Source organism: Micromonospora sp. KC721 (assembly GCF_004348355.1).
In the GTDB taxonomy this organism is placed as follows: domain Bacteria; phylum Actinomycetota; class Actinomycetes; order Mycobacteriales; family Micromonosporaceae; genus Micromonospora.
This window is the reverse complement of record NZ_SMJY01000071.1, coordinates 1-25,347: the sequence shown is the minus strand read 5'-3', so window position 1 is coordinate 25,347 and position 25,347 is coordinate 1. Positions and strand designations below refer to the sequence as shown.

Here is a 25,347-nt window from a genome sequence, read left to right as displayed (position 1 = left end):
GTGGAGGTAGCGGCCGGCTCCGCGCCGGGTTGTTCCGGCTCGTCGCCGAAGAGGTACGCCGAGCGCGGCTGCGGTCGGTCGGTCAGCCAGCCCGGTTCGCCGTCGGTGGGCGACTGCGGTCGGCGGGGAGCGCCGTCCGGTTCGTTGGGATCGGTCGAGCCGTACACGCCTGTCGCCTCCACGGGTTCGCCTACCGGGCCGGGGTGACGCTACGGCCGTGCCGTGAGGGCGGCAACCTGGCTAAGAAAGAGTTAAGAGAGCGGCCCTCACGTAGTGACCCTACGCACATTTTCCGGCGTACAGTAAAGGAGTCCGGACAGAGTGTGTCCGAGCCTTGCGGCCCCCGGCGAGTGAACAGGGTAGACGCGAAGATGATCTACGGCCTGCGGGAACTTGACGAAACAGGGGTCCTCGGCTCAATATATAGGTGTCGCCAGTCGCGCCCAGCCATGCCCGGATTTCGCCGGGATTAGCAGTCGCGAACAGTTCGTGGGCGCGCGTTGGCCGGCCATTCCGGCAGCGCACATCAAGGAGTTCAGCATGGCGAAGGCCCTATTCGGCCACGTAGGTGCAGCGCCCGACCGGCGTCTGCTCGACGAGGTCACCCGACTGCGTGCCACGGTTCAGGCACTGGAGTTCGAGATCACGCGTCTGCGTGCCGACAACGATCGGCTTGCTGCGGCGGCTGCGGAGGCCGATGGCCTCCTTCGCCTGGCCGAGCCGGCACTGACCTGATCTCTCGGGATCCGGACAACCGAATAACACCACCGAAACAACGCGCGCCGACACGTAAAGTGCCGGCGCGCAGCTCTGTCCGCCGCAATTCCGCGGTCGCAATTTCACGATCTTGCCGCCGGTGCCGCCGCTGCGGGCGCGTCGCCGGGCGGCCACCTGCCGACCGGGGCGGGTCGCGTGCCGGCGGGCCGTCAGCAAGGGGTTAGTCTGCGGGTTCACCAGGTCCGCGCAGCCCGCGAGGTACGGCGGCCACCGGACGAGGATCGAGAAGGTGCATCTCAAGAGCCTGACGGTGAAGGGCTTCAAGTCCTTCGCCTCCGCCACGACGTTGAAGCTGGAGCCCGGGATCACCTGCGTGGTCGGCCCGAACGGCTCCGGCAAGTCCAACGTCGTCGACGCCATCGCCTGGGTGCTGGGCGAACAGGGCGCCAAGGCGCTGCGCGGCGGCAAGATGGAGGACGTCATCTTCGCCGGCACCGCCGGCCGGGCGCCGCTGGGCCGCGCCGAGGTCACCCTCACCATCGACAACACCGACGGCGCGCTGCCCATCGACTACACCGAGGTCTCCATCACCCGCCGGATGTTCCGCTCCGGCGAGAGCGAGTACGAGATCAACGGCGACTCCTGCCGCCTGCTCGACATCCAGGAACTGCTCTCGGACTCCGGCATCGGCCGGGAGATGCACATCATCGTCGGCCAGGGGCGGCTCGACGGCATGCTGCACGCCAAGCCGGAGGACCGCCGGGCCTTCATCGAGGAGGCGGCCGGCGTCCTCAAGCACCGCAAGCGCAAGGAGAAGGCGCTGCGGAAGCTCGACGCGATGCAGGTGAATCTCAACCGCTTGACCGACCTCACCGCCGAGCTGCGCCGCCAGCTCAAGCCGCTGGGCCGGCAGGCGGAGGTGGCCCGCCGGGCCGCCGCCATCCAGGCCAACCTGCGCGACGCCCGGCTGCGGTTACTCGCCGACGACCTGCACACCCTGCGGACCACCCTGGACCGGGAAATCGCCGACGAGACCGCGCTGCGTGAGCGGCGCGAGCAGGTCGAGGCGGAGCACGCCGAGGTCCAGTCCCGCCTCGGCGAACTGGAGGCCGCTCTCGCCGAGGACGCGCCGCTGCTCGCCGCCGCCCAGGACACCTGGTACAAGCTCTCCGCCCTGCAGGAACGGTTCCGTTCGGTCGAGCAGCTCGCCCGGGAGCGGCTGCGCCACCTCAGCGCCACCGGCGACGACGAGCGCCCGGGCCGCGACCCCGACCAGTTGGAGGCCGAGTCGCAGCGGGTGCGCGAACAGGAGGAGGACCTGCGCGCGGCGCTGACCGAGGACCAGATCCGGCTGGCCGAGGCGGTCGAGCAGCGGCAGGAGCTGGAACGCCAGCTCGCCGCCGCCGAACGGGAACTGGTCGCCGCCGCCAAGGCCATCGCCGACCGCCGTGAGGGACTGGCTCGACTCACCGGCCAGGTCAACTCGGCCCGGGCCCGCACCACCAGCGCCGGGGAGGAGATCGCCCGGCTCGCCGCCGCGCACGCCGACGCCCTCGCCCGCGCCGAGCAGGCCCAGGCGGACCTGGACGCGGTGGCGGAGCAGTCCACCGAGGCCGACCGGGACAACGCCGAACTCGACGAACGGCACGCCGAGGCGGTCGCCGTTCAGGAACGCGCCCAGGCCGCCGTACGGGCCCTCGCCGACGCCGAGCGCGCCGCCGAGAAGGACGCGGCCACCTGGAAGGCCCGCGAGGAGGCGCTCGCTCTCGGTCTGCGCCGCAAGGACGGCGCCGGCGCGTTGCTCGCCCGCGCCGGCGAGGTGCCCGGCCTGCTGGGCAGCCTCGCCGGGCTGCTCACCGTCGCCCCCGGCCGCGAGGCGGCGCTCGCCGCCGCGCTCGGCGGGCTCGCCGACGCCGTCGCGGTGACCGGGGTGGACGAGGCCGTCGAGGCGATGCGGCTGCTGAAGATCTCCGACGCCGGCCGGGCCGGCCTGCTGGTCGGCAGCCCCGCCGGCCCGGGCATGGCCGGACCTGCCGACGCGCTGCGCCCGAAGCTGCCCGAGCACGCCCGCTGGGCCCCCGACCTGGTCGAGTGCGCCGCCGAGATCCGCCCGGCGGTGCACCGCGCGCTGCGGGACGTGGTGCTCGTCGACGACCTCGCCGCCGCCGCGGAGCTGGTCGCCGACAATCCCGAGCTGCGTGCGGTCACTCCGGACGGTGACGTGGTCGGCGCGTACGCGGCGGCCGGCGGGTCGGCGAAGGCGCCCAGCTACATCGAGGTGCAGGCCGCGGTGGAGGAGGCCCGTGCCAACCGGGCCGCCGCCGAGCGCACCGGTGTGGAACTGCGCGAGCAACTGGTCGAGGCGCGCGCCGAGGTGGCCGCCGCCAAGGAGGCGGTGCAGCACGCCGCCGCCGCGAAGCGGGAGGCGGAGAGCCACCGCAACGCCGCCGCCCGCCGGCTCGCCGAACTGGGGGCCGCCGCCCGGTCGGCGAAGGCGGAGACCGACCGGCTCGGCGACTCCCGCGCCCGCGCCGAGGCTGCCCGGGAACGCGACCTGACGGCCCTGGCCGAGCTGGAGGAGCGGCTGCGGCTGGCCGAGGCCACCCCGCTCGACGCCGAACCCTCCACCGAGGAACGCGACCAGCTCGCCGCGATGGTGCCCCGGGCCCGGCAGAACGAGATGGAGGTCCGGTTGGCGGTGCGTACCGCCGAGGAGCGCGTCGCCTCCATCGCCGGCCGGGCCGACTCCCTCGCCCGGCAGGCCGCCGCCGAGCGGGCCGCGCGGGAGCGCGCCGCCGCCCGGCGGGCGGCCCGTGCCCGCGGTGCCCAGATCGCCCGGGCGGTGGTCGGCGGCGCCCGCGAGGCGCTGACCCGGCTCACCGGGTCGATCGCGGCGGCCGAGGAGCACCGCGACGCCGTGGCGCGCGAACGCGCCACCCGCGAGGCCGAGCTGTCGGAGGTACGCGGCGCGGCCAAACGTCTCGGTGCGGAGCTGGAACGGCTCACCAGCCAGGTGCACCGCGACGAGGTGGCCCGCGCCGAGCAGCGGCTGCGCATCGAGCAGTTGGAGGCGAAGGCGGCCGAGGACTTCGGTCTCGATGTGGAGACCCTCATCGCCGAGTACGGCCCTACCCAGCTCGTCCCGCCCACCCAGGTGGACGTCGCGGCGGCCGAACGCGACGGCCTGCCGGTGCCCGAGCCGGTCCGCTACGAGCGGCCGGTGCAGGAGAAGCGGGCGGCCAAGGCGGAACGGGAACTGGCCCTGCTCGGCAAGGTCAACCCGCTCGCGCTGGAGGAGTTCGCCGCGCTGGAGGAACGCTACAAGTTCCTCTCCGAACAGCTGGAGGACCTCAAGGCCACCCGCCGGGACCTGCTCACCGTGGTCAAGGACGTCGACGACCGGATCCTGGAGGTCTTCGCCAGCGCGTTCGCCGACACCGCCCGGGAGTTCGAACAGGTCTTCACCGTGCTCTTCCCCGGCGGCGAGGGCCGGCTGGTCCTCACCGACCCCGACGATCTGCTCGCCACCGGCGTCGAGGTGGAGGCCCGACCCCCGGGCAAGAAGATCAAGCGGTTGTCGCTGCTCTCCGGCGGCGAGCGGTCGCTGACCGCGGTGGCGATGCTGGTGGCGATCTTCCGGGCTCGGCCCAGCCCGTTCTACATCATGGACGAGGTCGAGGCGGCGCTGGACGACGTCAACCTGGGCCGGTTGATCACCCTGCTGGCACAGTTGCGGGAGAAGAGTCAGCTGATCGTCATCACCCACCAGAAACGGACCATGGAGATCGCCGACGCGCTCTACGGGGTGACCATGCGCAGCGGGGTCACCCAGGTGATCAGCCAACGGCTCAACCGGGCCGACAACGACGGGCAGGAGAACGACTAGTGGGTCGGGAACGCGCCACGGCGCTCCTGGTGGACCTCGACGGGGTGCTGCGCCGCTGGGATCCGGCGGTCGCCGCCGGGGTCGAGCGGGCGTACGGGCTTTCGGCGGGGGTGCTCGGCGAGATCGCCATGCAGTGGGGGCGGCTCCAGCCGGTGCTGACCGGCCGGGTCAGCCACGCCGAGTGGATGGCCAGCGTCGCCGAGGCGCTCACCCCCTCGCTCGGTGACCCGGACCGGGCTCGCGCCGCGGTGCAGGAGTGGCAGCGCTACCGGGGCGAGGTCGACCCGGACGTGCTGGCCTTCGTCCGCGAGGCGCGGGCGGGTGGGATCAAGGTGGGTCTGGGCACCAACGGCACCGACCTGCTCGACGCCGACCTGGCGGCGCTGGGCCTGGTCGGCGAGTTGGACGTGGTGGTCAACTCCTCGGCCGTCGGCGTGCACAAGCCGGCCAAGGAGTATTTCCAGATCGCCTGCGCGGCGCTGGAGACCGCACCGTCGCGGGTGCTCTTCGTCGACGACGAGGACCGGGCGGTCAGCGGTGCGCGGACCGCGGGCCTGTCGGCGTACCGGTGGAGCGGACCGGACGGCCTGCGCTACCTGCGAGCGGCGCTGGCGTACTGACCCGGCCGGCCGGGCCGGCGTACCGACCGGCCGGCCGGGTCGGCTCAGTCGCCGGTGACGCCGTCGATGCGTTCCCGGATCAGGTCGGCGTGGCCGTTGTGCCGGGCGTACTCCTCGATCATGTGCAGGTAGACCCACCGGACGCTGATCTCGTCGGTACTGCCGTCGCGGCGGCGAGTCTGGAAGGTCTGCTCCAGCGACAGGCCGGCGGCGGCGGCGCGGGCCGCCGCCACCTCGGCGGCGAAGGTGGCGAAGTCGGCCTCCGCGTCGGCGTCGGCGACGTCGTCGAAGTCGCCGTCCGGGTTCTCCTCGGTGCAGTAGATGCCGTCGATGGCCTCGCCCGCGGCCCGGATCCGGAACCAGACCCGCTCCACGTAGGCCAGGTGCCGGACCAGGCCGAGCAGGGTCAGCCCGGACGGCTCCACGCTCGGCGTCTTCAACTGCTCGGCGGTCAGCCCCGCGCACTTGACCAGCAGGGTGTCACGGTGGAAGTCGAGCCAACCCTCCAGCATGGTGCGTTCGTCGGCGACGTACGGTTCCTTGGTCCGGGTGATCTCGGGTGCTCTCCAGGTCATGTCGGCCATCCTCCCCCGCTTTTGTGGCCGTCGCCGGCGCGGGTCAACCGCCGCCGGGCCACCACGCGCAGGTGCCCGTCGCTCGTGGTGCCCTCGATCAGCACCTCCGCCTGCCGCCCGGTGTGCGCCAGGGTCGCCACCGCGTTGCCGAAGTACGGGCCGGCCAGCTTCTTCCACCGCACGCTGGGTCGACGGACGCCGACCGAACGGGCCAGGGCCCGGGCGGCGGTGGCCGGTCCACGGCTCCAGCCCAGCCGCATCAGCGGGCGCAGTCCCGTCGGCACCTGGTTGTGGATCGGGGAACAGGTCAACTGGTGCACGGGGGTACGGACCGCCGGGTCGTCGAAGCGGGCCCGGGCCACGTACGAGTGGTGCACGTCGCCGGAGAGCACACTGATCGACGCGGGTGCCGGGTACGCCGGCCCGGCGCCGACCCGGTCGCCGGAGGTGGCCGCCGTGCCGCTGCCCAGCCGGGCGAAGAGGGCCCCCAGCGCGTCGAACGAACGGCGGAACGCCGCCCAGTGTTCCAGGTCACAGGAGCGGCGGATGTGTTCGGCCAGCCGCGCCACCCAGGGCCGGCCGGAGTCGGCAAGGCGTTCGTTCCACGCCTCCACGTGGTGGATGGCCGGCGGCAGCAGCCACGGCAGCGAGGCACCCACCACCAGGTGGTCGTAGACGCCGTGCGCCCGGTCCAGGAACCAGGACCACTCGCCGGCCGGCAGCATCGCCCGGTTGCCCGGCTCCAGCACCCGGCTGCACCGGTTGTCCAGCATGACCAGGCGGGTCCGCCCCAGGTCGAGGGCGTAGCTCCACTGGTACTGCACCGCCCGCCAGCGCACGGTGTCGTGCGCCTCGTCGGCCTCCCGGTCGACCCGTTCGCCGAACTCGCGCAGCACCTCGGTGGCGTCCTCGGCGGTCATCACCTTGGCGTACAGCGGGTCCTCGGCGATCTCGGCCGGGGCGAGGTTGCCCAGGTGCTGGTAGACCCAGTACGAGGCCAGGCCGCTGCGGATCCGCTCCGCCCACCACGGCTGCACCCGCATGTCCGCCCGCCACGACGCCGAGGTGTTCCAGTCGTCGATGACCTCGTGGTCATCGAAGATCATCACGCTCGGCACGGTGGAGAGCAGCCAGCGGATCTCCGGGTCACGCCAGGACTCCAGGTAGAGCTTCGTGTACTCGTCGAAGCTGACCACCTGGGTGGCCGGGGCGCCCTTCGGCCGCTTCCGGCGTCGCCGCAGCAGCCGGCGCACCGTGGGGGAGGTCACATCGGCGTAGACCTGGTCGCCCAGGAGCACCAGCAGGTCGGGCAGGTCCGCCGGATCCGGATCGGCCAGCAACCGCCGGGCGTACGCGTCGAGCGCGTCCGGGGGCAGCCGGCGGGCGGTGGCGTGCTGGGTGGTCTCCCGGCAGGACCCGAAGACCAGCCGCACCGGCTGGTCGCGGTCGTCGGCGGCCCTGGTCCGGATCACGCTGGGCGGGAAACCGCCGGCCGGCACCGGCCAGGCCACCTCGTCGTCGATCAGCACCTGGTACGGGGTGGCGCTGTCCGGGGTGAGGCCCGCCACCACGACGAGCGCGTAGTGGTGGTCGTACGCGGAGAAGGTCGGCGCGGAGCCGGACGCCCCGGCGGCGGTGCGGACGGTGACCACGGCGGGCCCGCTGGTCTCCACCCAGACGGTGGCCCGGGTGCCGACCACCCGACGCAGCAGAGGTCCGATGAGCAGGCGCGCGGCGGGCATGGCGGGACCTCCGGGGATGAGCGGGCTTCATCATTACTACCCCGCCGGCGGTCGCGCCACTGCCGGCTGCGGGACGGGCTGACCGCCGCGCGCGCCGGACGGCCCGGGGGTGCGGTCGATGAGACGCGGCTGCCGGCATCTGACAGGATTTCGGCATGAAGGACTACCTCCTCGTCGCACTCGCCCTGCTCGGTGTGCTGATCATCGGCGCCCTCAGCCTGGTGGTGCCCCGGCTGCGCCGGCGCCCCGAGCCGCCGCTGCCGGAGACCGCGGTCGACACCCGCACCGAGGAGGACCTGGCCGGTCCCCCCGTCGAGGCACCCGAGTCCGAACTCTCCACCGGCGTCCTGGTCGAGCCGCCGGTGGTCGAGGCGCCTCCGCTGGAGATCCCCGAGCCCACCGCCGGCCGGCTGGTGCGACTGCGCTCCCGGTTGTCCCGCTCGCAGAACGCCTTCGGTAAGGGGCTGCTCGGCCTGCTCAGCCGGGACCACCTCGACGAGGACGCCTGGGAGGAGATCGAGGACAGCCTGATCACCGCCGACGTCGGGATCGACGCCACCCGGGAGATCGTCGACCGGCTCCGCGAGCGCACCCGGGTACTCGGCACCCGCTCCGCCACCGAGCTTCGCGCGCTGCTCGCCGCCGAGCTGGTCAACGCCCTCGACCCGAGTCTGGACCGGTCGTTGCGGACCACCCCGAAGCAGGGCATGCCGGCGGTGTTGCTGGTGGTCGGCGTCAACGGTGCCGGCAAGACCACCACCTGCGGCAAGATCGCCCGGGTGCTGGTCGCCGACGGCCGGACCGTCACCCTCGGCGCGGCCGACACCTTCCGGGCCGCCGCCGCCGACCAGCTGGAGACCTGGGGCGGCCGGGTGGGCGCGCAGACCGTCCGTGGCCCGGAGGGCGCCGACCCGGCCAGCGTCGCCTTCGACGCGGTCCGCCGGGGCATCGACGCCGGCACCGACACCGTGCTGATCGACACCGCCGGCCGGTTGCAGAACAAAATCGGCCTGATGGACGAGCTGGGCAAGGTCAAGCGGGTGGTGGAGAAGCACGGCCCGATCGACGAGACGCTGCTCGTCCTCGACGCCACCACCGGGCAGAACGGGTTGGAGCAGGCCCGGGTCTTCACCGAGGTGGTCAACGTGACCGGCGTGGCGCTGACCAAGCTCGACGGCACCGCCAAGGGCGGCATCGTGATCGCCGTACAGCGCAAGCTCGGCATCCCGGTCAAGCTGGTGGGCCTCGGCGAGGGCGCGGACGATCTGGCCCCGTTCGATCCGACGCAGTTCGTCGACGCGCTGCTCGGGACCGAGCCGCTCGCCCGGGACGCGTAACCTCGCGGTGACGAACGACGATCGCGCGTACGCCGGGTGGCGCGAGGCCCGCCACTCCGGTCCGCGCCTGGGGAGACCGTACGTGACCTCGCAGGAGATCCCGCTGCACGGCGGGAACGTGAGCACCGTGGTGCGGGTCGGTGACACGGTCCGCCGCAACGCCGGCCCCTGGACGCCCGCGGTGCACGCCCTGCTGCGCCACCTGGAGTACGTCGGGTTCAGCGGCGCGCCGCGCGCGCTGGGCATGGACGAGCGCAACCGGGAGGTCCTGTCGTACCTGGAGGGGGAGTGCGGGGAGTACCCGCTGGCCCCGCACTGGGTCACCGACGAGGCGCTGGTGACCGTGGCCACCATGCTACGGATGTTCCACGACGCGCAGTACGGGTTCGCGCCGCCGGCCGGGGCGGTCTGGCGCTCGTTCGGCCCACCCCCGCCGGACACCGAGGTCATCTGCCACCATGACGCCGCCCCGCACAACGTGATCTGGCGGCCGGACGGCACCCTCGGGCTGATCGACTTCGACCTGGCCTCGCCAGGTGCCCGGATCTACGACGTGGCGTACGCCGCCTGGACCTGGGTGCCGATCTTCTCCGATCGGGACTCGATCACGCTGGGGTGGAAACGGCCCGACCGCCCGCGTCGGTTGCGCCTGTTCGCCGACGCGTACGGGCTGATCCCACGGGACCGGCACCGCCTGATCCGGACCATCCGCAAGCGGATCGTGGACCACGTGGAAGGTATCCGCCGGATGGCGGCGGCCGGCGAGCCGGCGTTCGTCCGGATCGTGCACAAGGGCCACCTGCGGCGTCCGATGCGGGACCTGCGCCTGCTCGACTACGAGCGGCACACCCTGGAGCGGGCCCTGTACTGAGCCGCACCGCGACGAGGAAGGGGCGTTCCCAGGTGGGGACGCCCCTTCTGTCCGGTTTCCTAGGGTGATGATCGCGGTTCTTCACATGCCGGAAACAAGTCGTCACGTGCCGGAAATCGTGCCGTGTCGGTGCAGGAAACAGGGGGCGGCGAAGCTTCCGCGCAACCGGCGTACGGGCGACGCTGCCCCGGAAGCCGCGAGGGAGGGAACTTCACCTTTAGGAGGCCAGCGTGCCTGAAGCACCGACGATCGACGGCGCCAACACCGTTTGGCTGCTGGTTTCGACCGCGCTCGTGCTGCTTATGACCCCTGGACTGGCGCTGTTCTACGGCGGACTCAACCGGTCCAAGGGTGTGCTCAACATGATGATGATGAGCTTCTCGGCCATCGGGCTCATCTCTATTCTGTGGTGGTTCTACGGATTCAGCGTCGCCTTCGGGTCCGACGTCAACGGGCTCTGGGGCGACCCGGGCGCCTACCTCGGCACCAAGACCTTCCTGGCGGAGACCGACCTGTGGGGCGCGACCGCCGAGAACCCCAGCGGCATCGGGGTCCCGCTCTACGTCTTCATGGCGTTCCAGATGGTCTTCGCGGTGATCACCGTCGCGCTGATCAGCGGCGCGATCTCCGACCGGGCCAAGTTCGCCGGCTGGCTGATCTTCGCCTTCGGCTGGGCCACCCTGGTCTACTTCCCGGTCGCCCACTGGGTGTGGGGCGGCGGCATCGTCGGCGCCAAGATCCACGCGCTGGACTTCGCCGGTGGGACCGCGGTGCACATCAACGCCGGTGCCGCGGCGCTCGCCCTGGTCCTGGTGCTCGGCAAGCGGCTCGGCTGGCCCCGTGAGGGCATGAAGCCGCACAACATCCCGCTGGTCGCGCTCGGCGCGGGCCTGCTCTGGTTCGGCTGGTTCGGGTTCAACGCCGGCTCGGAGCTGACCGTGGACTCGGTCGCCGGTCTCGCCTTCATCAACACCCAGCTCGCCACCGCCGCGGCGGTGCTCGGCTGGATCGCGGTGGAGTGGGTCAAGGACAAGAAGCCGACCATGGTCGGTGCCTCCTCCGGTGCCGTCGCCGGTCTGGTCGCCATCACCCCGGCCTGCGGCTTCATCGCCCCGTGGGCGGCGGTTCTGCTCGGCATCGTCGCCGGTGTGGTCTGCGCGCTCGCCATCAGCCTGAAGTACAAGCTCGGCTACGACGACTCGCTCGACGTGGTCGGCGTGCACTTCGTCGGTGGCTGGATCGGCTCGCTCTGGCTCGGTCTGTTCGCCACCAACTCGGTCAACGCCGCCATCACCGACGTGGTCGGCGCCTCCGACGGCCTCTTCTACGGCGGCGGCGTCACCCAGCTCGGCCGGCAGGCCCTCGGTGGTCTGATCGTGACGGTCTGGTCGTTCGCCGTGGCCTACGGCCTCGCCCTCGCCATCGAGAAGACCATCGGTTTCCGGGTCCAGGCGGAGGCCGAGATCGAGGGCGTCGACATCGCCGAGCACGCGGAGAGCGCGTACGACCTGTCGCCGAGCACCGGCGGCGCCGCTGCTGGGGCGTTCGCGATGGCCGGGCTGACCCCGGGCGCCGCGAAGTCGGCCTCGGGGGAGGCCCCCGCATCGGCTGCGGCAGTGGACGAGAAGGTCGCCGGTTAACGTTCGGAGAATGGAGGGCATGGACATGAAGCTGGTGACCGCGGTCATCAAGCCGTACCAGCTGGACGCGGTGAAGGAGGCTCTGCACGCCCTCGGCGTGGCCGGCCTGACCGTCAGCGAGGTCCAGGGGTACGGGCGGCAGAAGGGGCACACCGAGGTCTACCGGGGTGCCGAGTACACGGTCGAGTTCCTGCCCAAGATCCGGGTCGAGGTGCTCACCGACGAGATGGACGTCGACAAGATCGTCGACGCCATCGTCACCGCGGCCCGGACCGGCAAGATCGGTGACGGCAAGGTCTGGGTGACGGGTGTCGAGGAGGTCGTCCGGGTCCGTACCGGCGAGCGTGGCCTCGACGCGCTGTGAGAGTCCGTTGATGACCCCGTCGACCAGGAGCACCGCGTCGGACACTGCACCAACCGACGCGCCCGCCCCGGTCGACGGGGTCGGCGGCATCGGGGAGGCCGCCCGGGCACGGCGTGCCGACGGGCACGACGCCTGGCTTCGGTCGCTGCTGCCCGCCCGGGACGGGATCGCGCTGGTCGCCGTCGGCGGTCTGGGGCGGCGGCAGTGCGCCCCGCACGGCGACCTCGACCTGGTGCTGCTGCACGACAGGGTGCCCGGGGTGGACGAGCTGGCGGCCTCGCTCTGGTACCCGATCTGGGACGCCGGGGTGCGGCTGGACCACTCGGTGCGCACCGTCACCGAGGCGCTCGCGGTGGCCGAGGACGACGTCAAGGTCGCGCTGTCCCTGCTCGACGCGCGCTTCGTCGCCGGTGACCGGGGGCTCGTCGACCACCTGCTCCGCACGGCCGTCGACCACTGGCGGCGTACCGCCGTCCGCCGGCTCCCCGTGCTACGGGAGATCACCGAGACCCGCTGGCGTACCCACGGCGAGCTGGCCTTCCTGCTCGAAGGTGACCTCAAGGAGGCGGCCGGCGGGCTGCGCGACGTGGGCATCCTGCGCGCCATCGCCACCGCCGGGGTCACCGACGCGCTGCGCCCCGCCGTCCACGCCGCGCACCTGCGCCTGCTGGACACCCGCGACGCCCTGCACGAGCAGGTCGGCCGCCGGGTCGACCGGCTGCTCGCCCAGGAACGCGACGCGGTGGCCCGGCTGCTCGGTCTGCGTCGCCCCGCGTCCGAGACCGGCCCGGACGGCGTCGCCGTCCACGACGGCGACGCGCTGCTGCGGCGGGTCGCCGGGGACGCCCGCACCGTCAGTCACGCCCTCGACGACGCGTGGCGGGCCGCCGACCGGTTGCGCACCGGCCGTCGACGCGGGGGAGACGATCGGCCGGTGCGCCGGCCGGTCGCCCGGGACGTGGTCGAGCACGACGGCGAGCTGGTGCTGGCCCGTACCGCCATCGGCGCCCGTCCCGATCCGAGCCTGTCGCTTCGGGTCGCCGCGGCGGCGGCCACCACCCGGCTGCCGATCGCCCGGGCCACCTGCGAGTGGCTGGCCGCGTACTGCCCGCCGCTGCCGGCGCCCTGGCCGCCGGCCGCCCGAGCCGCGTTGACCACCCTGCTCGGGGCCGGTGCCGGCCTGCTGCCGGCCTGGGAGACCTGCGACCGGTACGGGCTGATCGACGGCTGGTTGCCCGAGTGGACCCGGATGCGCAGCCTGCCGCAGCACAACCCGGTGCACCGGTTCACCCTGGACCGGCACCTGGTGCAGACCGCGTACGAGGCCAGCCGGCACACCCGGGACGTGGACCGGCCCGACCTGCTGCTGCTCGCCGCGTTCCTGCACGACATCGGCAAGGGGCTCCCGGGCGACCACAGTGTCGTCGGGGCACCGATCGCCGAGGCGGTCGCCGCCCGGATCGGTCTGCCGGCCGCGGAGGCGGCGCTGATCGGCACGCTGGTGCGGCTGCACCTGTTGCTGCCCGACGTGGCCACCCGGCGGGACCTGTCCGATCCGAAGACCGTCGCCGGGGTCGCCGAGCAGGTCGGCGACACCACCACCCTGGACCTGCTGCACGCCCTGACCCGGGCCGACGCGGCGGCCACCGGCCCGGCCGCGTGGTCGGACTGGAAGGGACGGCTGATCGCTGAGCTGGTCGGCCGGGTACGCACCGCGTTGGACACCGGCGTGGTGCCTCCGCCGCCGGCCCCGGATCCGGCGCTGGTGGCCGGGCCGCTTCCCGTCGTACACCTGGGGGAGGACCGGGTGTCGGTGGCCGCGGCGGACCGGCGGGGCCTGCTCGCGACGGTGGCCGGTTGCCTGGCCCTGCACCGGCTGGAGGTGCTCGCCGCGGACGCCACCACGGTCGACGGCCGGGCCCTGGTCGAATGCCGGGTGCAGCCCCGGTACGGTCTCGGGCCCGACCCGATCGCGCTCAGCACCGACCTGCGTCGCGCCGTCAACGGGGACGTCTCGGTCACCCAGCGGCTGCGCGGCCGGGCGCTCGCGGCGCGGGGCGCGGGGGCCGCGCCCCGGGTGGTCTGGCACCGGGAGGCGGCCACCGACGCGGTGCTGCTCGAGTTGCGGGCCGCCGACGCGGCGGGGCTGCTCTACCGGGTGACCTGCGCCCTGGACGAGGCCGGTGCCCAGGTGCGCGCCGCCCGCATCTCCACCCTCGGCGGCGACGTGGTGGACGTGTTCTATCTGGTCGGCGGTTGGCCGGGGGACGCCGAGCGGGCCCGGCTGGAGGCGGCCGTGCTGGGCGCGGTCTGAGCTCGTCCGGGCGGCCGGCGGGTGCGGCGGGGTCGGTGTCCGGGAACCCAGGGGAGACGCAGGTGGTTGTGAGGCGCTACCGACCTGAACGCATGGGTGGATCGCCAGGCTCCGATGGTCCGCGAGGCCAGGGGCGCGGTTGTCCGGATGATCCATTCATGCCATCAGGTTTACAGGGTGCGACGGACAGCTCCGCGCACGACGGAACGGCTGGGGCGGAACACGGGGACGGGCGGCGGGCTACCCTAGCGGTGGCTGGACACCTGCCCGGCCGCGTTGTGCCCGCCGGAAAAACGACAAACGGGATGTTCGCGTGTTTGACACCTTGAGTGACCGCCTCTCCGGGATCTTCACCAAGCTCCGCGGCAAGGGTCGGCTCACCGACGCCGACATCGACGCCACCGCGCGCGAGATCCGCATGGCGCTGCTGGAGGCGGACGTCGCGCTGCCGGTGGTCAAGGGCTTCATCGCCAACGTCAAGGAGCGGGCGCGCAGCGCCGAGGTGTCCCAGGCGCTCAACCCGGCCCAGCAGATCGTCAAGATCGTCAACGAGGAGCTGATCACGGTCCTCGGCGGCGAGGGGCGGCGGCTCCAGTTCGCCAAGCAGCCGCCGACGGTGATCATGCTGGCCGGCCTCCAGGGTTCCGGTAAGACCACCCTCGCCGGCAAGCTGGCCCGCTGGCTCAAGGCTCAGGGGCACCAGCCGCTGCTGGTCGCCGCCGACCTCCAGCGCCCCAACGCCGTCGGGCAGCTGCAGGTGCTCGGCGGCCGGGCCGGGGTCGAGGTGTACGCCCCGGAGCCCGGCAACGGCGTCGGCGACCCGGTGCAGGTGGCTCGCGCCTCGATCGAGCACGCGCGGCGGGCCGCCCGGGACATCGTCATCGTCGACACCGCCGGCCGCCTCGGTATCGACACCGAGATGATGCGGCAGGCCGCCGACATCCGCGACGCGGTCGACCCGGACGAGGTCATCTTCGTCATCGACGCCATGGTCGGTCAGGACGCGGTCCGCACCGCCGAGGCGTTCCGCGACGGGGTCGGCATCACCGGCGTGGTGCTGTCGAAACTCGACGGTGACGCCCGGGGTGGTGCCGCGCTGTCGGTCCGGGAGGTCACCGGGCAGCCGATCCTCTTCGCCTCCACCGGCGAGAAGCTGGAGGACTTCGACGTCTTCCACCCCGACCGGATGGCCAGCCGGATCCTCGGTATGGGCGACGTCCTCACTCTGATCGAGCAGGCCGAGCAGGCCTTCGACGCCGATCAGAAGGAGAAGATGACCGCCAAGCTGATGGGCGGCGAGCAGTTCACTCTGGAGGACTTCCTCGACCAGCTCATCGCCGTCCGCCGGATGGGCCCGATCGCCAACGTGCTGGCCATGATGCCCGGCATGGGGCAGATGAAGGACCAGCTCGCCGATCTGGACGACAAGCACTTCGACCGGGTCACCGCGATCATCCGGTCGATGACCCCGGCCGAGCGGACCAACCCGAAGATCATCAACGGTTCCCGGCGGGCCCGCATCGCGGGCGGCTCCGGGGTCACCGTCATGGACGTCAACCAGCTGCTCAACCGCTTCGCCGACGCGCAGAAGATGATGAAGCAGATGGGCGGCATGATGGGCCTGCCGGGCAGTCGGCGCAAGGCCACCAAGTCGCCGAAGAACAAGCGGAAGGGCACCAAGGGCGGTGGCGGCCGGCCGCGGATCGGTGCCGGTGGTGTGCCGGGCGGCTTCCCGGGCGGCATGCCGCAGCTTCCGCCCGGCATGGACCCGGGCGACCTGGCCGGTGGACAGGGGTTGCCCCCGGGCTTCAAGCTTCCGAAAATCGACTTCAACAAGTTCGGTAAGGGCGACAACCGCCCTCGCTGATGGCTCTGCACGTACGCGGTGTGCTCCTGCCCGACGACGAGGTGCGGGATCTCTGGCTGGTCGGCGACCGGGTCACCTTCGATCCGGTGCCCGGCGCGGAGACGATCGCCGACGGCGGCTACCTGCTGCCCGGCCTCACCGACGCGCACTGCCACATCGGCATCGCCCGCGGCGGCGCCCCGATCGCCTCGCTCGACCAGGCCCGCGACCTGGCCCGCGCCGACCGCGACGCCGGGGTGCTCGCCATCCGCGACGCCGGCTCCCCGTACCCGTACCCGGAACTCGACGACGAGCCGGACCTGCCGCGACTGGCCCGCGCGGGCCGGCACATCGCCCCGCCCAGGCGGTACCTGCGCGACATCGGGGTGGAGGTCGGCGCGGCCGAGGTCGCCGCGACCGTGGCCGCGCAGGCGCGCGCCGGCAACGGCTGGGTCAAGCTGGTCGGCGACTGGATCGACCGCCAGGCGGGCGACCTCGCGCCCGCCTGGGACGCGGACACCATGACCGCCGCCGTCGAGGCGGCCCACGCCGCCGGCGTACGCGCGGCGGTGCACACCTTCTCCGAGACGGCCGTGGAAATCATGGTGCGGGCCGGGGTGGACTCGGTGGAGCACGGCACGGGGCTGAGCCTCGACCTGATCGACCTGATGGCCCGCCAGGGCACGGCGCTCGTGCCCACAATGATCAACATTCGGACCTTCGGCGGGATCGCCGACCAGGCCCGGGCGAAGTTCCCCGGGTACGCCGACCACATGCTCGCCCTGCGGGACCGCTTCCCGGAGGTGGTGCGGGCCGCGTACGAGGCGGGGGTGCCGATCTACGTCGGCACCGACGCGGGCGGCGGCATCGACCACGGACTCGCCGCCGAGGAGATGCTCCTGCTGCACGACCGGGCCGGTATGTCCCCCGACGACGTGCTCGCCGCCGCCTCCTGGCGGGCCCGCGACTGGCTCGGCTTCCCCGGGCTGGTCGAGGGTGGCCTCGCCGACCTGGTCGTCTACCCCGAGGATCCACGGGCCGACCTCCGGGTCGTCCGGGCCCCCTCCCGTATCGTCCTGCGTGGCCGGGTGCTGCGCTGACCCGCGGTCCGTGGCGCGACGCGGCCGGTGGGCCGCCCGGACGCCACCGCGGCGCGGACGCCGCATAGGATGTGCGGTCATGGCTCGCGTGCTCACTCCCCGTGCGGAGGACTTCCCCCGCTGGTACCAGGACCTCATCGCCAAGGCGAAGCTGGCCGACAACGGCCCGGTCCGGGGGACCATGGTCATCCGTCCGGCCGGCTACGCCATCTGGGAGCGGATGCAGGCCGAGATGGACGCCCGGATCAAGGCGGCCGGCGCGGAGAACGCCTACTTCCCTTTGTTCATCCCGGAGAGCTACCTCAAGCGCGAGGCCGAGCACGTCGAGGGCTTCTCGCCGGAGCTGGCGGTGGTCACCCACGGTGGCGGCAAGCAGCTCGCCGAGCCGGTGGTGGTGCGCCCCACCAGCGAGACGGTGATCGGCGAGTTCATGGCCAAGTGGATCGACTCGTACCGAGACCTGCCGCTGCTGCTCAACCAGTGGGCCAACGTGGTCCGCTGGGAGCTGCGCCCCCGGATCTTCCTGCGGACCAGCGAGTTCCTCTGGCAGGAGGGGCACACCGCGCACGCCACCCGGGACGACGCCCGGGCCTACGCGCGGCGGATCCTGCACGAGGCGTACGAGGACCTGATGGTCAACGTGCTCGGCATCCCGGTGGTGGTCGGCCTGAAGACCACCCGGGAGCGCTTCGCCGGCGCGACCGCCACGTACACCTGCGAAGGCATGATGGGTGACGGCAAGGCGCTCCAGCTCGGCACCAGCCACGAGCTGGGGCAGAACTTCGCCAGGGCGTTCGACATCAGCTACTCCTCCGCCGAGGGCGGCCGGGAGCACGCCTGGACGACCTCCTGGGGCACCTCCACCCGGATGCTCGGTGGCCTGATCATGGCCCACGGCGACGACAACGGCCTGCGGGTGCCGCCGAGGCTGGCGCCGATCCAGGCGTACGTGATGGTGGTCAAGGCCGGCGAGGGCGTCGGCGAGGCGGCGGCCAAGCTGCGCGACGCGCTGCGCGACGCCGGCGTGCGGGTCGCGCTCGACGACCGCGTCGACACCCCGTTCGGCCGCCGGGCCGTCGACGCCGAACTGCGCGGCTACCCGGTACGCGTCGAGGTCGGCCCCCGCGACCTGGCCGCCGGCAACGCGGTCGTGGTCCGGCGTACGGACGGCTCGAAGGCCCCCACCCCGGTGGCGGACGTGGTCGGCGCGGTGCTGGCCGCCCTGGACGCCGACCAGCGGGCGCTGCACGACCAGGCCCTGGCCCACCGCGAGTCCCGCACCACGGAGGTGTCGACGCTGGCGGAGGCGATCGAGGCGGCGGCCACCGGCTGGGCCCGGGTGCCGTGGTCGGCGGTCGGCGTGGCCGGTGAGGCGGAGGCGAACGGGCAGGGCGTGACGGTGCGCTGCCTGCTGCGCGCCGACGGCTCGGTGCCGGACTCGGAGGACGAGCCGGACCTGGTCGCCATCCTGGCCCGCGCCTACTGAGGTGCGCCCGGCCACTCCCGTCGACCGGTTCGAGCCGGGTCGGTTGATCATGCATCGGAACGTGCGGCGCGGCCGGATCGGTTGGGTCCGGGCGGGCCGGGTGGTCAGCGACGACGAGCGCGGCCTGCTGCTCTGGATCGCCCGGGACGCCCCGGTGGCGCACGAGGTGACCGCGGCGGGCCTCGGCATGCGGGCGATGCCCTTCGCCGAGTGGATCACCTCGTCGTACCGGCTGGCGCGGGGCCGGTGGAACGGTCCGCCGGTGCTGAAGTTCCTGCCCTCTGGGGCGGCCCACTCGGTCTGGTGGTTCCGTGACGGGCAGGGCCGCTTCATCAACTGGTACGTGAACCTGGAGGAGCCCGGCGTCCGGTGGGACGACGGTGCCGTCGCCGGGGTCGACGTGGTGGACCAGGACCTCGACGTGGTGGTCCACCCCGACCGGAGCTGGGAGTGGAAGGACGAGGAGGAGTTCGCCGAGCGGATCGCCTTCCCCGAGCACTACTGGGTGGCCGACGAGGCGGCGGTCCGCGCCGAGGGCGAGCGGGTGGTCGCCCTCGCCGAGGCGGGGGCCTTCCCGTTCGACGGCACCTGGTGCGACTACACCCCGCCGGGGGAGTGGGACGTGCCGGACGAGCTGCCGCCGGGCTGGGACCGTCCGCCGGTGCGCTGAGAGGTGTTCCATGTCACGTCGACGCCGGCTCCGCGCGCGGTGTCCGGGTCCGGTGTGAGAGATCGGCGGCGGATCTGGCAGAATGGGTCGCTGGTATCCGGCGCGCGTCCGGCGCCCTCTAACCCGGGCGTGTCGCCAGTCCACCGAGCAGTCTCCGGCCCAACCCCACTGTGCCGGTCGGCGCTCACCCGTGCACACCGCCCGTCCGGGCTGGTGAGATCGCAACAGGAGCGAAACAACTGTGGCCGTAAAGATCCGGCTCCTACGGATGGGTAAGATCCGCAACCCGCAGTACCGCATCGTCATCGCCGACTCGCGCACCAAGCGTGACGGTCGCGCGATCGAGTTCGTCGGCGTGTACCAGCCGAAGGAAGACCCTTCGGTGATCGAGGTCAAGTCGGACCGGGTCCAGTACTGGCTCTCCGTCGGCGCGCAGCCGAGCGAGGCGGTGCAGCGTCTGCTGGAGCTGACCGGTGACTGGCAGAAGTTCAAGGGCCTGCCGGCCCCGCCGCCGCTGAAGGTCGCCCCGGAGCGGGCCGACCGCAAGGCGGCGTACGAGGCCGAGGCGCAGGCCGCCGCCGGCGTGGCCGCGACCCCGGCCGCCAAGCCGGCCAAGAAGGCCGCCAAGACCGAGGCCCCGGCCGAGGCCGCTGCTCCTGCCGACGCCGGTGAGCAGGCCTGACGTGGCACTGCGTCCCGCGTTGGAGCACCTGGTCAAGGGCATCGTCGACCACCCGGACGACGTGCGCGTCCGCATGATCGACTCCCGTCGGGGCAAGCGGCTGGAAGTCCGCGTGCACCCCGAGGACCTCGGCACCGTCATCGGGCGGTCCGGCCGGACCGCCAAGGCGCTGCGCCAGGTGATCGGCTCCATCGGCGGACGCGGGGTACGCGTCGACATCGTCGACTCGTACTGATGCTGCTCGTCGTCGGCAGGATCGGCAAACCGCACGGCATCCGCGGTGAGGTCACCGTGGAGGTGCGGACCGACGAACCGGAAGCACGGTTCGCCCCGGGTACGGTGCTCCGCACCGCGCCCGGGGCGAGACCCCGGGCCGAGGCCCCGGGCAGGGAGCCGCATACCGAGCCCGGGCCGGTGCCCGCGACCGACGCCGGGACACAGTTCCAGGTCCCGGCGGAGCTGACCGTCGAGGCGGCCCGCTTCCACCAGGGCCGGCTCCTGGTCGCCTTCGAGGGCGTGCTGGACCGCGACGTCGCCGAGGTGCTGCGTGGCACCCTGCTCGTGGTGGACAGCGCCGACGTGGCGCCGCCGGAGGACCCGGAGGAGTTCCACGACCACCAGTTGGTCGGCCTCGCCGTGGTCACCCCGGACGGCCAGCGGCTGGGCGAGGTCGCCGGGATCGATCACGCTCCCGCCTCGGACCTGCTCGTGCTGCGCCGGCCCGAGGGGCGTACCGCGTTGATCCCCTTCGTCAAGGCGATCGTCCCCGAGGTCGATCTCGCCGGCGGCCGGGTCGTGGTCGACCCGCCGGACGGCCTGCTCGACCTGTAGCCGGAGCCGCCCCTCATGCGCGTCGACATCGTGTCGATCTTTCCCGAGTACTTCGCCCCGCTGGATCTGTCGCTGATCGGCCGGGCTCGGGCGAACGGGACGCTCCGGCTGGCCGTGCACGACCTGCGGGACTGGACGCACGACGTGCACCGGACGGTCGACGACACCCCCTACGGCGGCGGGCCCGGCATGGTCATGCGCCCGGAACCCTGGGGCGCGGCCCTGGACGCCCTGGCTCCGGGCGAGCTGAGCCCCGACGGGCACACCCTGCCCCGGCTGCTGGTGCCCTCCCCGGCCGGCGTGCCGTTCACCCAGGCGATGGCGCACGAGTTGGCCGCCGAGTCGCACCTGCTCTTCGCCTGCGGCCGGTACGAGGGCATCGACCAGCGGGTGCTGGAGCACGCCGCGACGCGGATGCCGGTCACCGAGGTGTCTCTCGGTGACTACGTGCTCTTCGGCGGCGAGGTGGCGGTGCTGGTGATCCTCGAGGCGGTCACCCGGCTGCTGCCGGGGGTGCTGGGCAACGCCGGCTCGCTGGAGGAGGAGTCGCACGCCCACGGGCTGCTGGAGGCTCCCATGTTCACCAAGCCGGCGACCTGGCGAGGGCTGGAGGTACCGGAGGTGCTCCGTTCCGGCGACCACGGCAGGATCGCCCGCTGGCGGCGGGACGAGGCGTTGCGGCGTACGGCGGCGCGCCGTCCCGACATGATCGCCGCGCTCGCCCCGGGAAGCCTCGACAAGCGGGACGTCGCCGCGTTGGATCGGGGTGGGTTTCCGGTGCCGCCGGGGGATGTGGCAAAGTAGGGGGTTGCCGCGTCCGCCCACGCCGTGAGCGGACGCGAGGGCTCCCGACCGGGGCCGGCGTCGCCGGCTGCCACCCGGGAGTCAGAATCACCCATCCGCGCACCGACTGACGGTGCGCCGTGAGCCTTACGAGGACGCAGCGATGAACATCCTGGACGCCCTTGACGCCCAGTCGAAGCGGGTCGACCTTCCCGACTTCCGTGCCGGTGACACCGTGAAGGTGCACGCGCGGGTCGTCGAGGGCAACCGGTCCCGTGTCCAGATCTTCCAGGGCGTCGTCATCCGTCGCCAGGGTGACGGTCTGCGCGAGACCTTCTCGGTCCGCAAGGTCAGCTTCGGCGTCGGCGTGGAGCGGACCTACCCGCTCAACAGCCCGGCGATCGACCGGATCGAGGTCGTGACCCGCGGTGACGTCCGCCGCGCCAAGCTCTACTACCTGCGCGAGCTGCGGGGCAAGAAGGCCAAGATCAAGGAGCTGCGCGAGAAGCAGCCGGCGAGCTGAGAACCGCTCGCTGCGCCCCTGACCTGCGCGGATGTCGTATCGACCAGATGGAACTACCCTGGTCGTACGGGCGCAGGAGGGCTGCGACGCCGCGACGTGGTCACGGCATGCGATCGTCCACTACCGCCCGTGGAGCCTCGAGGAGGCTCCCGGGCGGTAGTGTCGTTTCTGCGGACCGGGGAGTGGCGTGGTGCAGGTGCTTGACGACAACGGCACGGTCGACCCGTGGCGCAGGAGGGCCCGCCGCACCCGGAAGCAGATGCCGCTCTGGCAGGAGTTGCCGCTGCTGCTGATCGTGGCGTTCTGCCTCGCGGTGCTGATCCGCACCTTTCTGCTCCAGGCCTTCTTCATCCCGTCCGGCTCGATGGAGGACACTCTTCTCGTCGGCGACCGGGTCCTGGTCAACAAGGTCGTCTACGACGTCCGTGACCCGGTGCGCGGCGAGGTGGTGGTGTTCCGCGGCACCGACCGGTGGGTGGCACAGGAGCCGACCGGCCCGCCGCCGGACTTCGCCGGCAAGATCGCTCGTACCCTCGGCGATCTGGTCGGGGTGAGCCGCCCCGGTGAGAAGGACTTCATCAAGCGGGTCATCGGCGTGCCCGGGGACCGGGTGCGGTGCTGCGACGAGCAGGGCCGGGTGCTGGTCAACGACATCCCGCTGGACGAGCCCTACGTGATCCGTAACTCGCCGCTGGACGTGCCGCCCAATCCCGGGGAGTGCCGGTCACGGCGCTTCGACGAGGTCGTCGTCCCACCCGACCAGATCTTCGTGATGGGCGACCACCGGCTGGTCTCCCAGGACGCCCGCTGCCAGGGGCCGGTGCCGATCGACAACGTCGTCGGCCGGGCCTTCATGGTGGTCTGGCCGTCGCAGCGGTGGGCGTCGCTGTCGGTGCCGGCGACCTTCGCCCAACTGTCCCGCCCGGCCGCCGCGCCGGCGCAGCCGGTCGAGGCCACCCCGGTCGGCGGTGTCGTCCTCATCGTCCCGATGGCGGGGCTGATGTCGGTTCTCGCGCGTTCCGGACGATCTCCGCGTGCCCGGCGACGTAGGCTCCATTCGTGATTGACGAGCAGACCGAGAAGCCCCGCAGCTCCTTCTGGAAGGAGCTGCCCATCCTGCTGGGCGTGGCGATCCTGGTGGCGGTGCTGGTCCGCGCCTTCGTGCTGCAGACCTTCTTCATCCCGTCACCGTCCATGGAGAACACGCTCAAGATCGACGATCGGGTGCTGGTCAACAAGCTGGTCTACGACTTCCGGTCGCCGCACCGAGGCGAGGTGGTGGTGTTCAAGGCGCCGACGTCGTGGAGCGGCAACCCCAACGGTGAGGACTTCATCAAGCGGGTGATCGGTGTGGGCGGGGACCGGGTCGTCTGTTGCGACGCCGGCAAGCTGGTGATCAACGGCCAGCGGCTCGACGAGCCGTACATCTACTCCGCCGATGGTCAGCAGGACAAGCCGGCCGACCAGGAGTTCGACATCACCGTCCCCGCGGGGCGGCTCTGGGTGATGGGTGACCACCGCTCCGCCTCGGGTGACTCGCTGGAACACTGGCAGCAGTCCGGTCGGGACGTCACCGAGGCGACGATCCCGGAGGACCGGGTGGTCGGCCGCGCCTTCACGGTGTTCTGGCCGGTGGACCGGGCAACCTGGTTGAGCGTGCCGAAGCCGTTCGACGCGATCCCCAGCCCGTAACCGCGGCCAACCGCCCTGACGTGGCCCCGGGTCACCCGCGTCTGGCAGTCTGGGGCGGTGACCGTCCATACCCCTCGTCGTGCGGGCCGGGTGCTGCTCGTCGACTCCGCAGGCCGGGTGCTGCTCTTCGAGGGCGTCGATCCGGCCCGACCGGAGCACCGCTACTGGTTCACCCCCGGCGGTGGGCTCGACCCGGGCGAGACCTCGGCTCAGGGCGCGGCCCGCGAGTTGGCCGAGGAGACCGGGCTGCGGCTCAGCCCGGCCGAGCTGGGCGCCCCGGTCTGGTCGGAGACGGTCGAGTTTCCCTTCGACGGCGTCCGCTACCGCCAGGAGCAGGAGTTCTTCCTGGTCCGGATCGGCGCCTGGGAGGTGGACACCACGGGCTTCGACGCGATCGAGCGGGCCACCGTGTCCGGGTACCGGTGGTGGTCGGTGGCGGAACTGGCCGCCACCGACCAGCGGTACTACCCGGAGGACCTACCAGGGGTGCTGGCCCGGGCGCTGGCCGGTGACCCGCTCCCGGCCACCGGGCCGGTCGACCCGTCGCACGGGGGTGCGCCGTGCTGACGCCGCCGCGCACCGTGGTCCGCCGCGACGGTGGCCTGTACGCCCTGGAGCGCGCCCTGCAACGGCGGGGATTCCGGCACGTGGCCGGAGCCGACGAAGCCGGCCGGGGTGCCTGCGCGGGTCCGCTGGTCGCCGCCGCCGCGATCCTGCCCGAGGGACGGCGGGGCGAGATCGACGGGCTGGCCGACTCCAAGCTGCTCACCGCGGCCAGCCGGGAGCGGGTGTACGACGAGGTGGTCAGCCGCGCCCTGGCGTACTCGGTGGTGGTCATCCCGGCCGAGGAGGTCGACGCGCGAGGGCTGCACGTGTGCAATCTCGCCGCGATGCGCCGGGCGCTGGCGTCGCTGACCACCCGACCGGACTACGTGCTGACCGACGGGTTCGGCGTGGACGGGCTGGACGTGCCGGGGCTGGCGGTGTGGAAGGGCGACCGGGTGGCGGCCTGTGTGGCGGCGGCCAGCGTGCTGGCCAAGGTCACCCGGGACCGGATCATGGTGGAACTCGACGAGCGCCACCCCGGCTACGGCTTCGCCGAGCACAAGGGGTACATCACGGCCGAGCACACCGGTGCGCTGCGCGAACTCGGCCCGTGTGTGGAGCACCGTTTCTCGTACGTGAACGTGGCCGCCGTGTCCGGCCGCGACGGGGCCCCGCCCCGGGCGCGACGGCCTGTCGGCGGGTCCGCGCCCGAGCCGATGGAGCACGCGGGCGCGTCAAGGAGTACCGTCGGCGTGGCGTTGGGCGAGCAGCCTCGACCCTCCGCGGCGGTGGGGGAAGATGTGGTCATGGAAGGCGGAGAGCGATGAGCGCGGAAGATCTCGAGAAGTACGAGACCGAGATGGAGCTGCAGCTCTACCGGGAGTACCGCGACATTGTCCGCCAGTTCTCCTACGTGGTGGAGACCGAGCGCCGCTTCTACCTGGCCAACCAGGTCGACCTGCACGTGCGCAACTCCGACGGTGAGGTCTACTTCGAGGTCGAGATGCACGACGCCTGGGTGTGGGACATGTACCGCCCCGCTCGGTTCGTCAAGAACGTCCGGGTGATGACGTTCAAGGACGTCAACGTCGAGGAACTCGAGAAGCCGGATATCTCCCTCCC

Annotated in this window: 24 protein-coding genes and 1 pseudogene; 22 read left to right on the top strand and 3 right to left on the bottom strand. The window is 72.5% G+C overall.

Annotation, left to right across the window (positions count from 1 at the left end; genetic code table 11):
- Positions 1 to 182, bottom strand: a pseudogene (locus tag E1182_RS31690) (hypothetical protein); the annotation flags it as partial.
- A gap of 358 nt (positions 183 to 540) precedes the next feature.
- On the opposite strand from E1182_RS31690, the gene E1182_RS14550 reads away from it, so the two are divergent.
- The 3 genes from E1182_RS14550 to E1182_RS14540 all read left to right on the top strand — a co-directional run bounded on the left by E1182_RS14550 (position 541) and on the right by E1182_RS14540 (position 5,223).
- The gene (locus E1182_RS14550) at positions 541 to 735 is read left to right on the top strand and encodes a hypothetical protein (protein ID WP_132265163.1); all 195 of its coding nucleotides are present in this window, start codon (positions 541 to 543) and stop codon (positions 733 to 735) included.
- 271 nt (positions 736 to 1,006) lie between these two features.
- A complete protein-coding gene (gene smc, locus E1182_RS14545) occupies positions 1,007 to 4,603 on the top strand; it encodes a chromosome segregation protein SMC (RefSeq protein WP_132265161.1) in 3,597 nt (1,198 codons plus the stop codon).
- On the top strand, positions 4,603 to 5,223 hold the full coding sequence (locus tag E1182_RS14540) for an HAD family hydrolase (protein ID WP_132265159.1): 621 nt from the start codon (positions 4,603 to 4,605) through the stop codon (positions 5,221 to 5,223). The genes smc and E1182_RS14540 overlap by 1 nt, the downstream gene beginning before the upstream one ends.
- Before the next feature lie 44 nt (positions 5,224 to 5,267).
- Here the strand turns inward: E1182_RS14540 and E1182_RS14535 are convergent, their stop codons facing one another.
- Both E1182_RS14535 and E1182_RS14530 read right to left on the bottom strand, forming a co-directional pair.
- Positions 5,268 to 5,798, bottom strand: a complete 531-nt coding sequence (locus E1182_RS14535; RefSeq protein WP_132265157.1) for a DinB family protein — start codon at positions 5,796 to 5,798, stop codon at positions 5,268 to 5,270.
- Entirely contained in the window at positions 5,795 to 7,540 is a 1,746-nt protein-coding gene (locus E1182_RS14530) for an alkaline phosphatase D family protein (RefSeq protein WP_132265155.1), read from the bottom strand. The genes E1182_RS14535 and E1182_RS14530 overlap by 4 nt, the downstream gene beginning before the upstream one ends.
- 155 nt (positions 7,541 to 7,695) lie before the next feature.
- Here E1182_RS14530 and ftsY point away from each other — a divergent pair, with 155 nt between their 5' ends.
- The 19 genes from ftsY to E1182_RS14435 all read left to right on the top strand — a co-directional run.
- Positions 7,696 to 8,877, top strand: coding sequence for a signal recognition particle-docking protein FtsY (gene ftsY / locus E1182_RS14525; RefSeq protein WP_132265153.1), 1,182 nt, complete (start codon positions 7,696 to 7,698; stop codon positions 8,875 to 8,877).
- A gap of 7 nt (positions 8,878 to 8,884) precedes the next feature.
- Positions 8,885 to 9,748 (top strand): aminoglycoside phosphotransferase family protein, encoded by an 864-nt coding sequence (locus tag E1182_RS14520; RefSeq protein ID WP_165942612.1) that lies wholly within the window; start codon positions 8,885 to 8,887, stop codon positions 9,746 to 9,748.
- A 230-nt stretch (positions 9,749 to 9,978) separates the two neighbouring features.
- Entirely contained in the window at positions 9,979 to 11,388 is a 1,410-nt protein-coding gene (locus tag E1182_RS14515) for an ammonium transporter (RefSeq protein WP_132265148.1), read from the top strand.
- A gap of 25 nt (positions 11,389 to 11,413) precedes the next feature.
- Positions 11,414 to 11,752, top strand: a complete 339-nt coding sequence (locus tag E1182_RS14510) for a P-II family nitrogen regulator (protein ID WP_207914370.1) — start codon at positions 11,414 to 11,416, stop codon at positions 11,750 to 11,752.
- Positions 11,753 to 11,762: 10 nt separating this feature from the next.
- Entirely contained in the window at positions 11,763 to 14,066 is a 2,304-nt protein-coding gene (locus E1182_RS14505; RefSeq protein WP_132265144.1) for a [protein-PII] uridylyltransferase, read from the top strand.
- Between the two features lie 313 nt (positions 14,067 to 14,379).
- The gene (gene ffh / locus E1182_RS14500) at positions 14,380 to 15,933 is read left to right on the top strand and encodes a signal recognition particle protein (protein WP_132265142.1); all 1,554 of its coding nucleotides are present in this window, start codon (positions 14,380 to 14,382) and stop codon (positions 15,931 to 15,933) included.
- Entirely contained in the window at positions 15,933 to 17,012 is a 1,080-nt protein-coding gene (locus tag E1182_RS14495) for an amidohydrolase family protein (protein WP_132265140.1), read from the top strand. The genes ffh and E1182_RS14495 overlap by 1 nt, the downstream gene beginning before the upstream one ends.
- Positions 17,013 to 17,091: 79 nt before the next feature.
- Positions 17,092 to 18,498 carry a proline--tRNA ligase gene (gene proS / locus E1182_RS14490; RefSeq protein ID WP_132265138.1) on the top strand — a complete coding sequence of 469 codons (1,407 nt, stop codon included), beginning with the start codon at positions 17,092 to 17,094 and terminating at the stop codon, positions 18,496 to 18,498.
- Positions 18,499 to 18,547: 49 nt separating this feature from the next.
- Positions 18,548 to 19,168 (top strand): DUF402 domain-containing protein, encoded by a 621-nt coding sequence (locus E1182_RS14485; protein ID WP_132265136.1) that lies wholly within the window; start codon positions 18,548 to 18,550, stop codon positions 19,166 to 19,168.
- Positions 19,169 to 19,409: 241 nt separating this feature from the next.
- Positions 19,410 to 19,850, top strand: a complete 441-nt coding sequence (gene rpsP, locus E1182_RS14480) for a 30S ribosomal protein S16 (protein ID WP_132265134.1) — start codon at positions 19,410 to 19,412, stop codon at positions 19,848 to 19,850.
- Positions 19,825 to 20,085 (top strand): RNA-binding protein, encoded by a 261-nt coding sequence (locus E1182_RS14475; protein WP_132265132.1) that lies wholly within the window; start codon positions 19,825 to 19,827, stop codon positions 20,083 to 20,085. The genes rpsP and E1182_RS14475 overlap by 26 nt, the downstream gene beginning before the upstream one ends.
- Positions 20,086 to 20,087: 2 nt before the next feature.
- On the top strand, positions 20,088 to 20,681 hold the full coding sequence (gene rimM / locus E1182_RS14470) for a ribosome maturation factor RimM (protein WP_207914371.1): 594 nt from the start codon (positions 20,088 to 20,090) through the stop codon (positions 20,679 to 20,681).
- A gap of 15 nt (positions 20,682 to 20,696) precedes the next feature.
- On the top strand, positions 20,697 to 21,485 hold the full coding sequence (trmD, locus tag E1182_RS14465) for a tRNA (guanosine(37)-N1)-methyltransferase TrmD (RefSeq protein ID WP_132265128.1): 789 nt from the start codon (positions 20,697 to 20,699) through the stop codon (positions 21,483 to 21,485).
- Positions 21,486 to 21,627: 142 nt separating this feature from the next.
- Positions 21,628 to 21,987 (top strand): 50S ribosomal protein L19, encoded by a 360-nt coding sequence (rplS, locus tag E1182_RS14460; protein WP_132265126.1) that lies wholly within the window; start codon positions 21,628 to 21,630, stop codon positions 21,985 to 21,987.
- Between the two features lie 187 nt (positions 21,988 to 22,174).
- The gene (gene lepB / locus E1182_RS14455) at positions 22,175 to 23,050 is read left to right on the top strand and encodes a signal peptidase I (protein ID WP_132265124.1); all 876 of its coding nucleotides are present in this window, start codon (positions 22,175 to 22,177) and stop codon (positions 23,048 to 23,050) included.
- Positions 23,047 to 23,679: a signal peptidase I gene (gene lepB / locus E1182_RS14450; RefSeq protein WP_132265122.1), complete on the top strand. Its 633-nt coding sequence runs from the start codon at positions 23,047 to 23,049 to the stop codon at positions 23,677 to 23,679. Before lepB (E1182_RS14455) ends, lepB (E1182_RS14450) begins: the two co-directional genes overlap by 4 nt.
- A gap of 57 nt (positions 23,680 to 23,736) precedes the next feature.
- Positions 23,737 to 24,246, top strand: a complete 510-nt coding sequence (locus E1182_RS14445; protein ID WP_132265120.1) for an NUDIX hydrolase — start codon at positions 23,737 to 23,739, stop codon at positions 24,244 to 24,246.
- Positions 24,240 to 25,052 carry a ribonuclease HII gene (locus E1182_RS14440; RefSeq protein ID WP_132265118.1) on the top strand — a complete coding sequence of 271 codons (813 nt, stop codon included), beginning with the start codon at positions 24,240 to 24,242 and terminating at the stop codon, positions 25,050 to 25,052. The genes E1182_RS14445 and E1182_RS14440 overlap by 7 nt, the downstream gene beginning before the upstream one ends.
- On the top strand, positions 25,049 to 25,347 hold a 299-nt coding region (locus E1182_RS14435; protein WP_132265115.1), incomplete at its 3' end, for a DUF2469 domain-containing protein. The genes E1182_RS14440 and E1182_RS14435, both read left to right, overlap by 4 nt.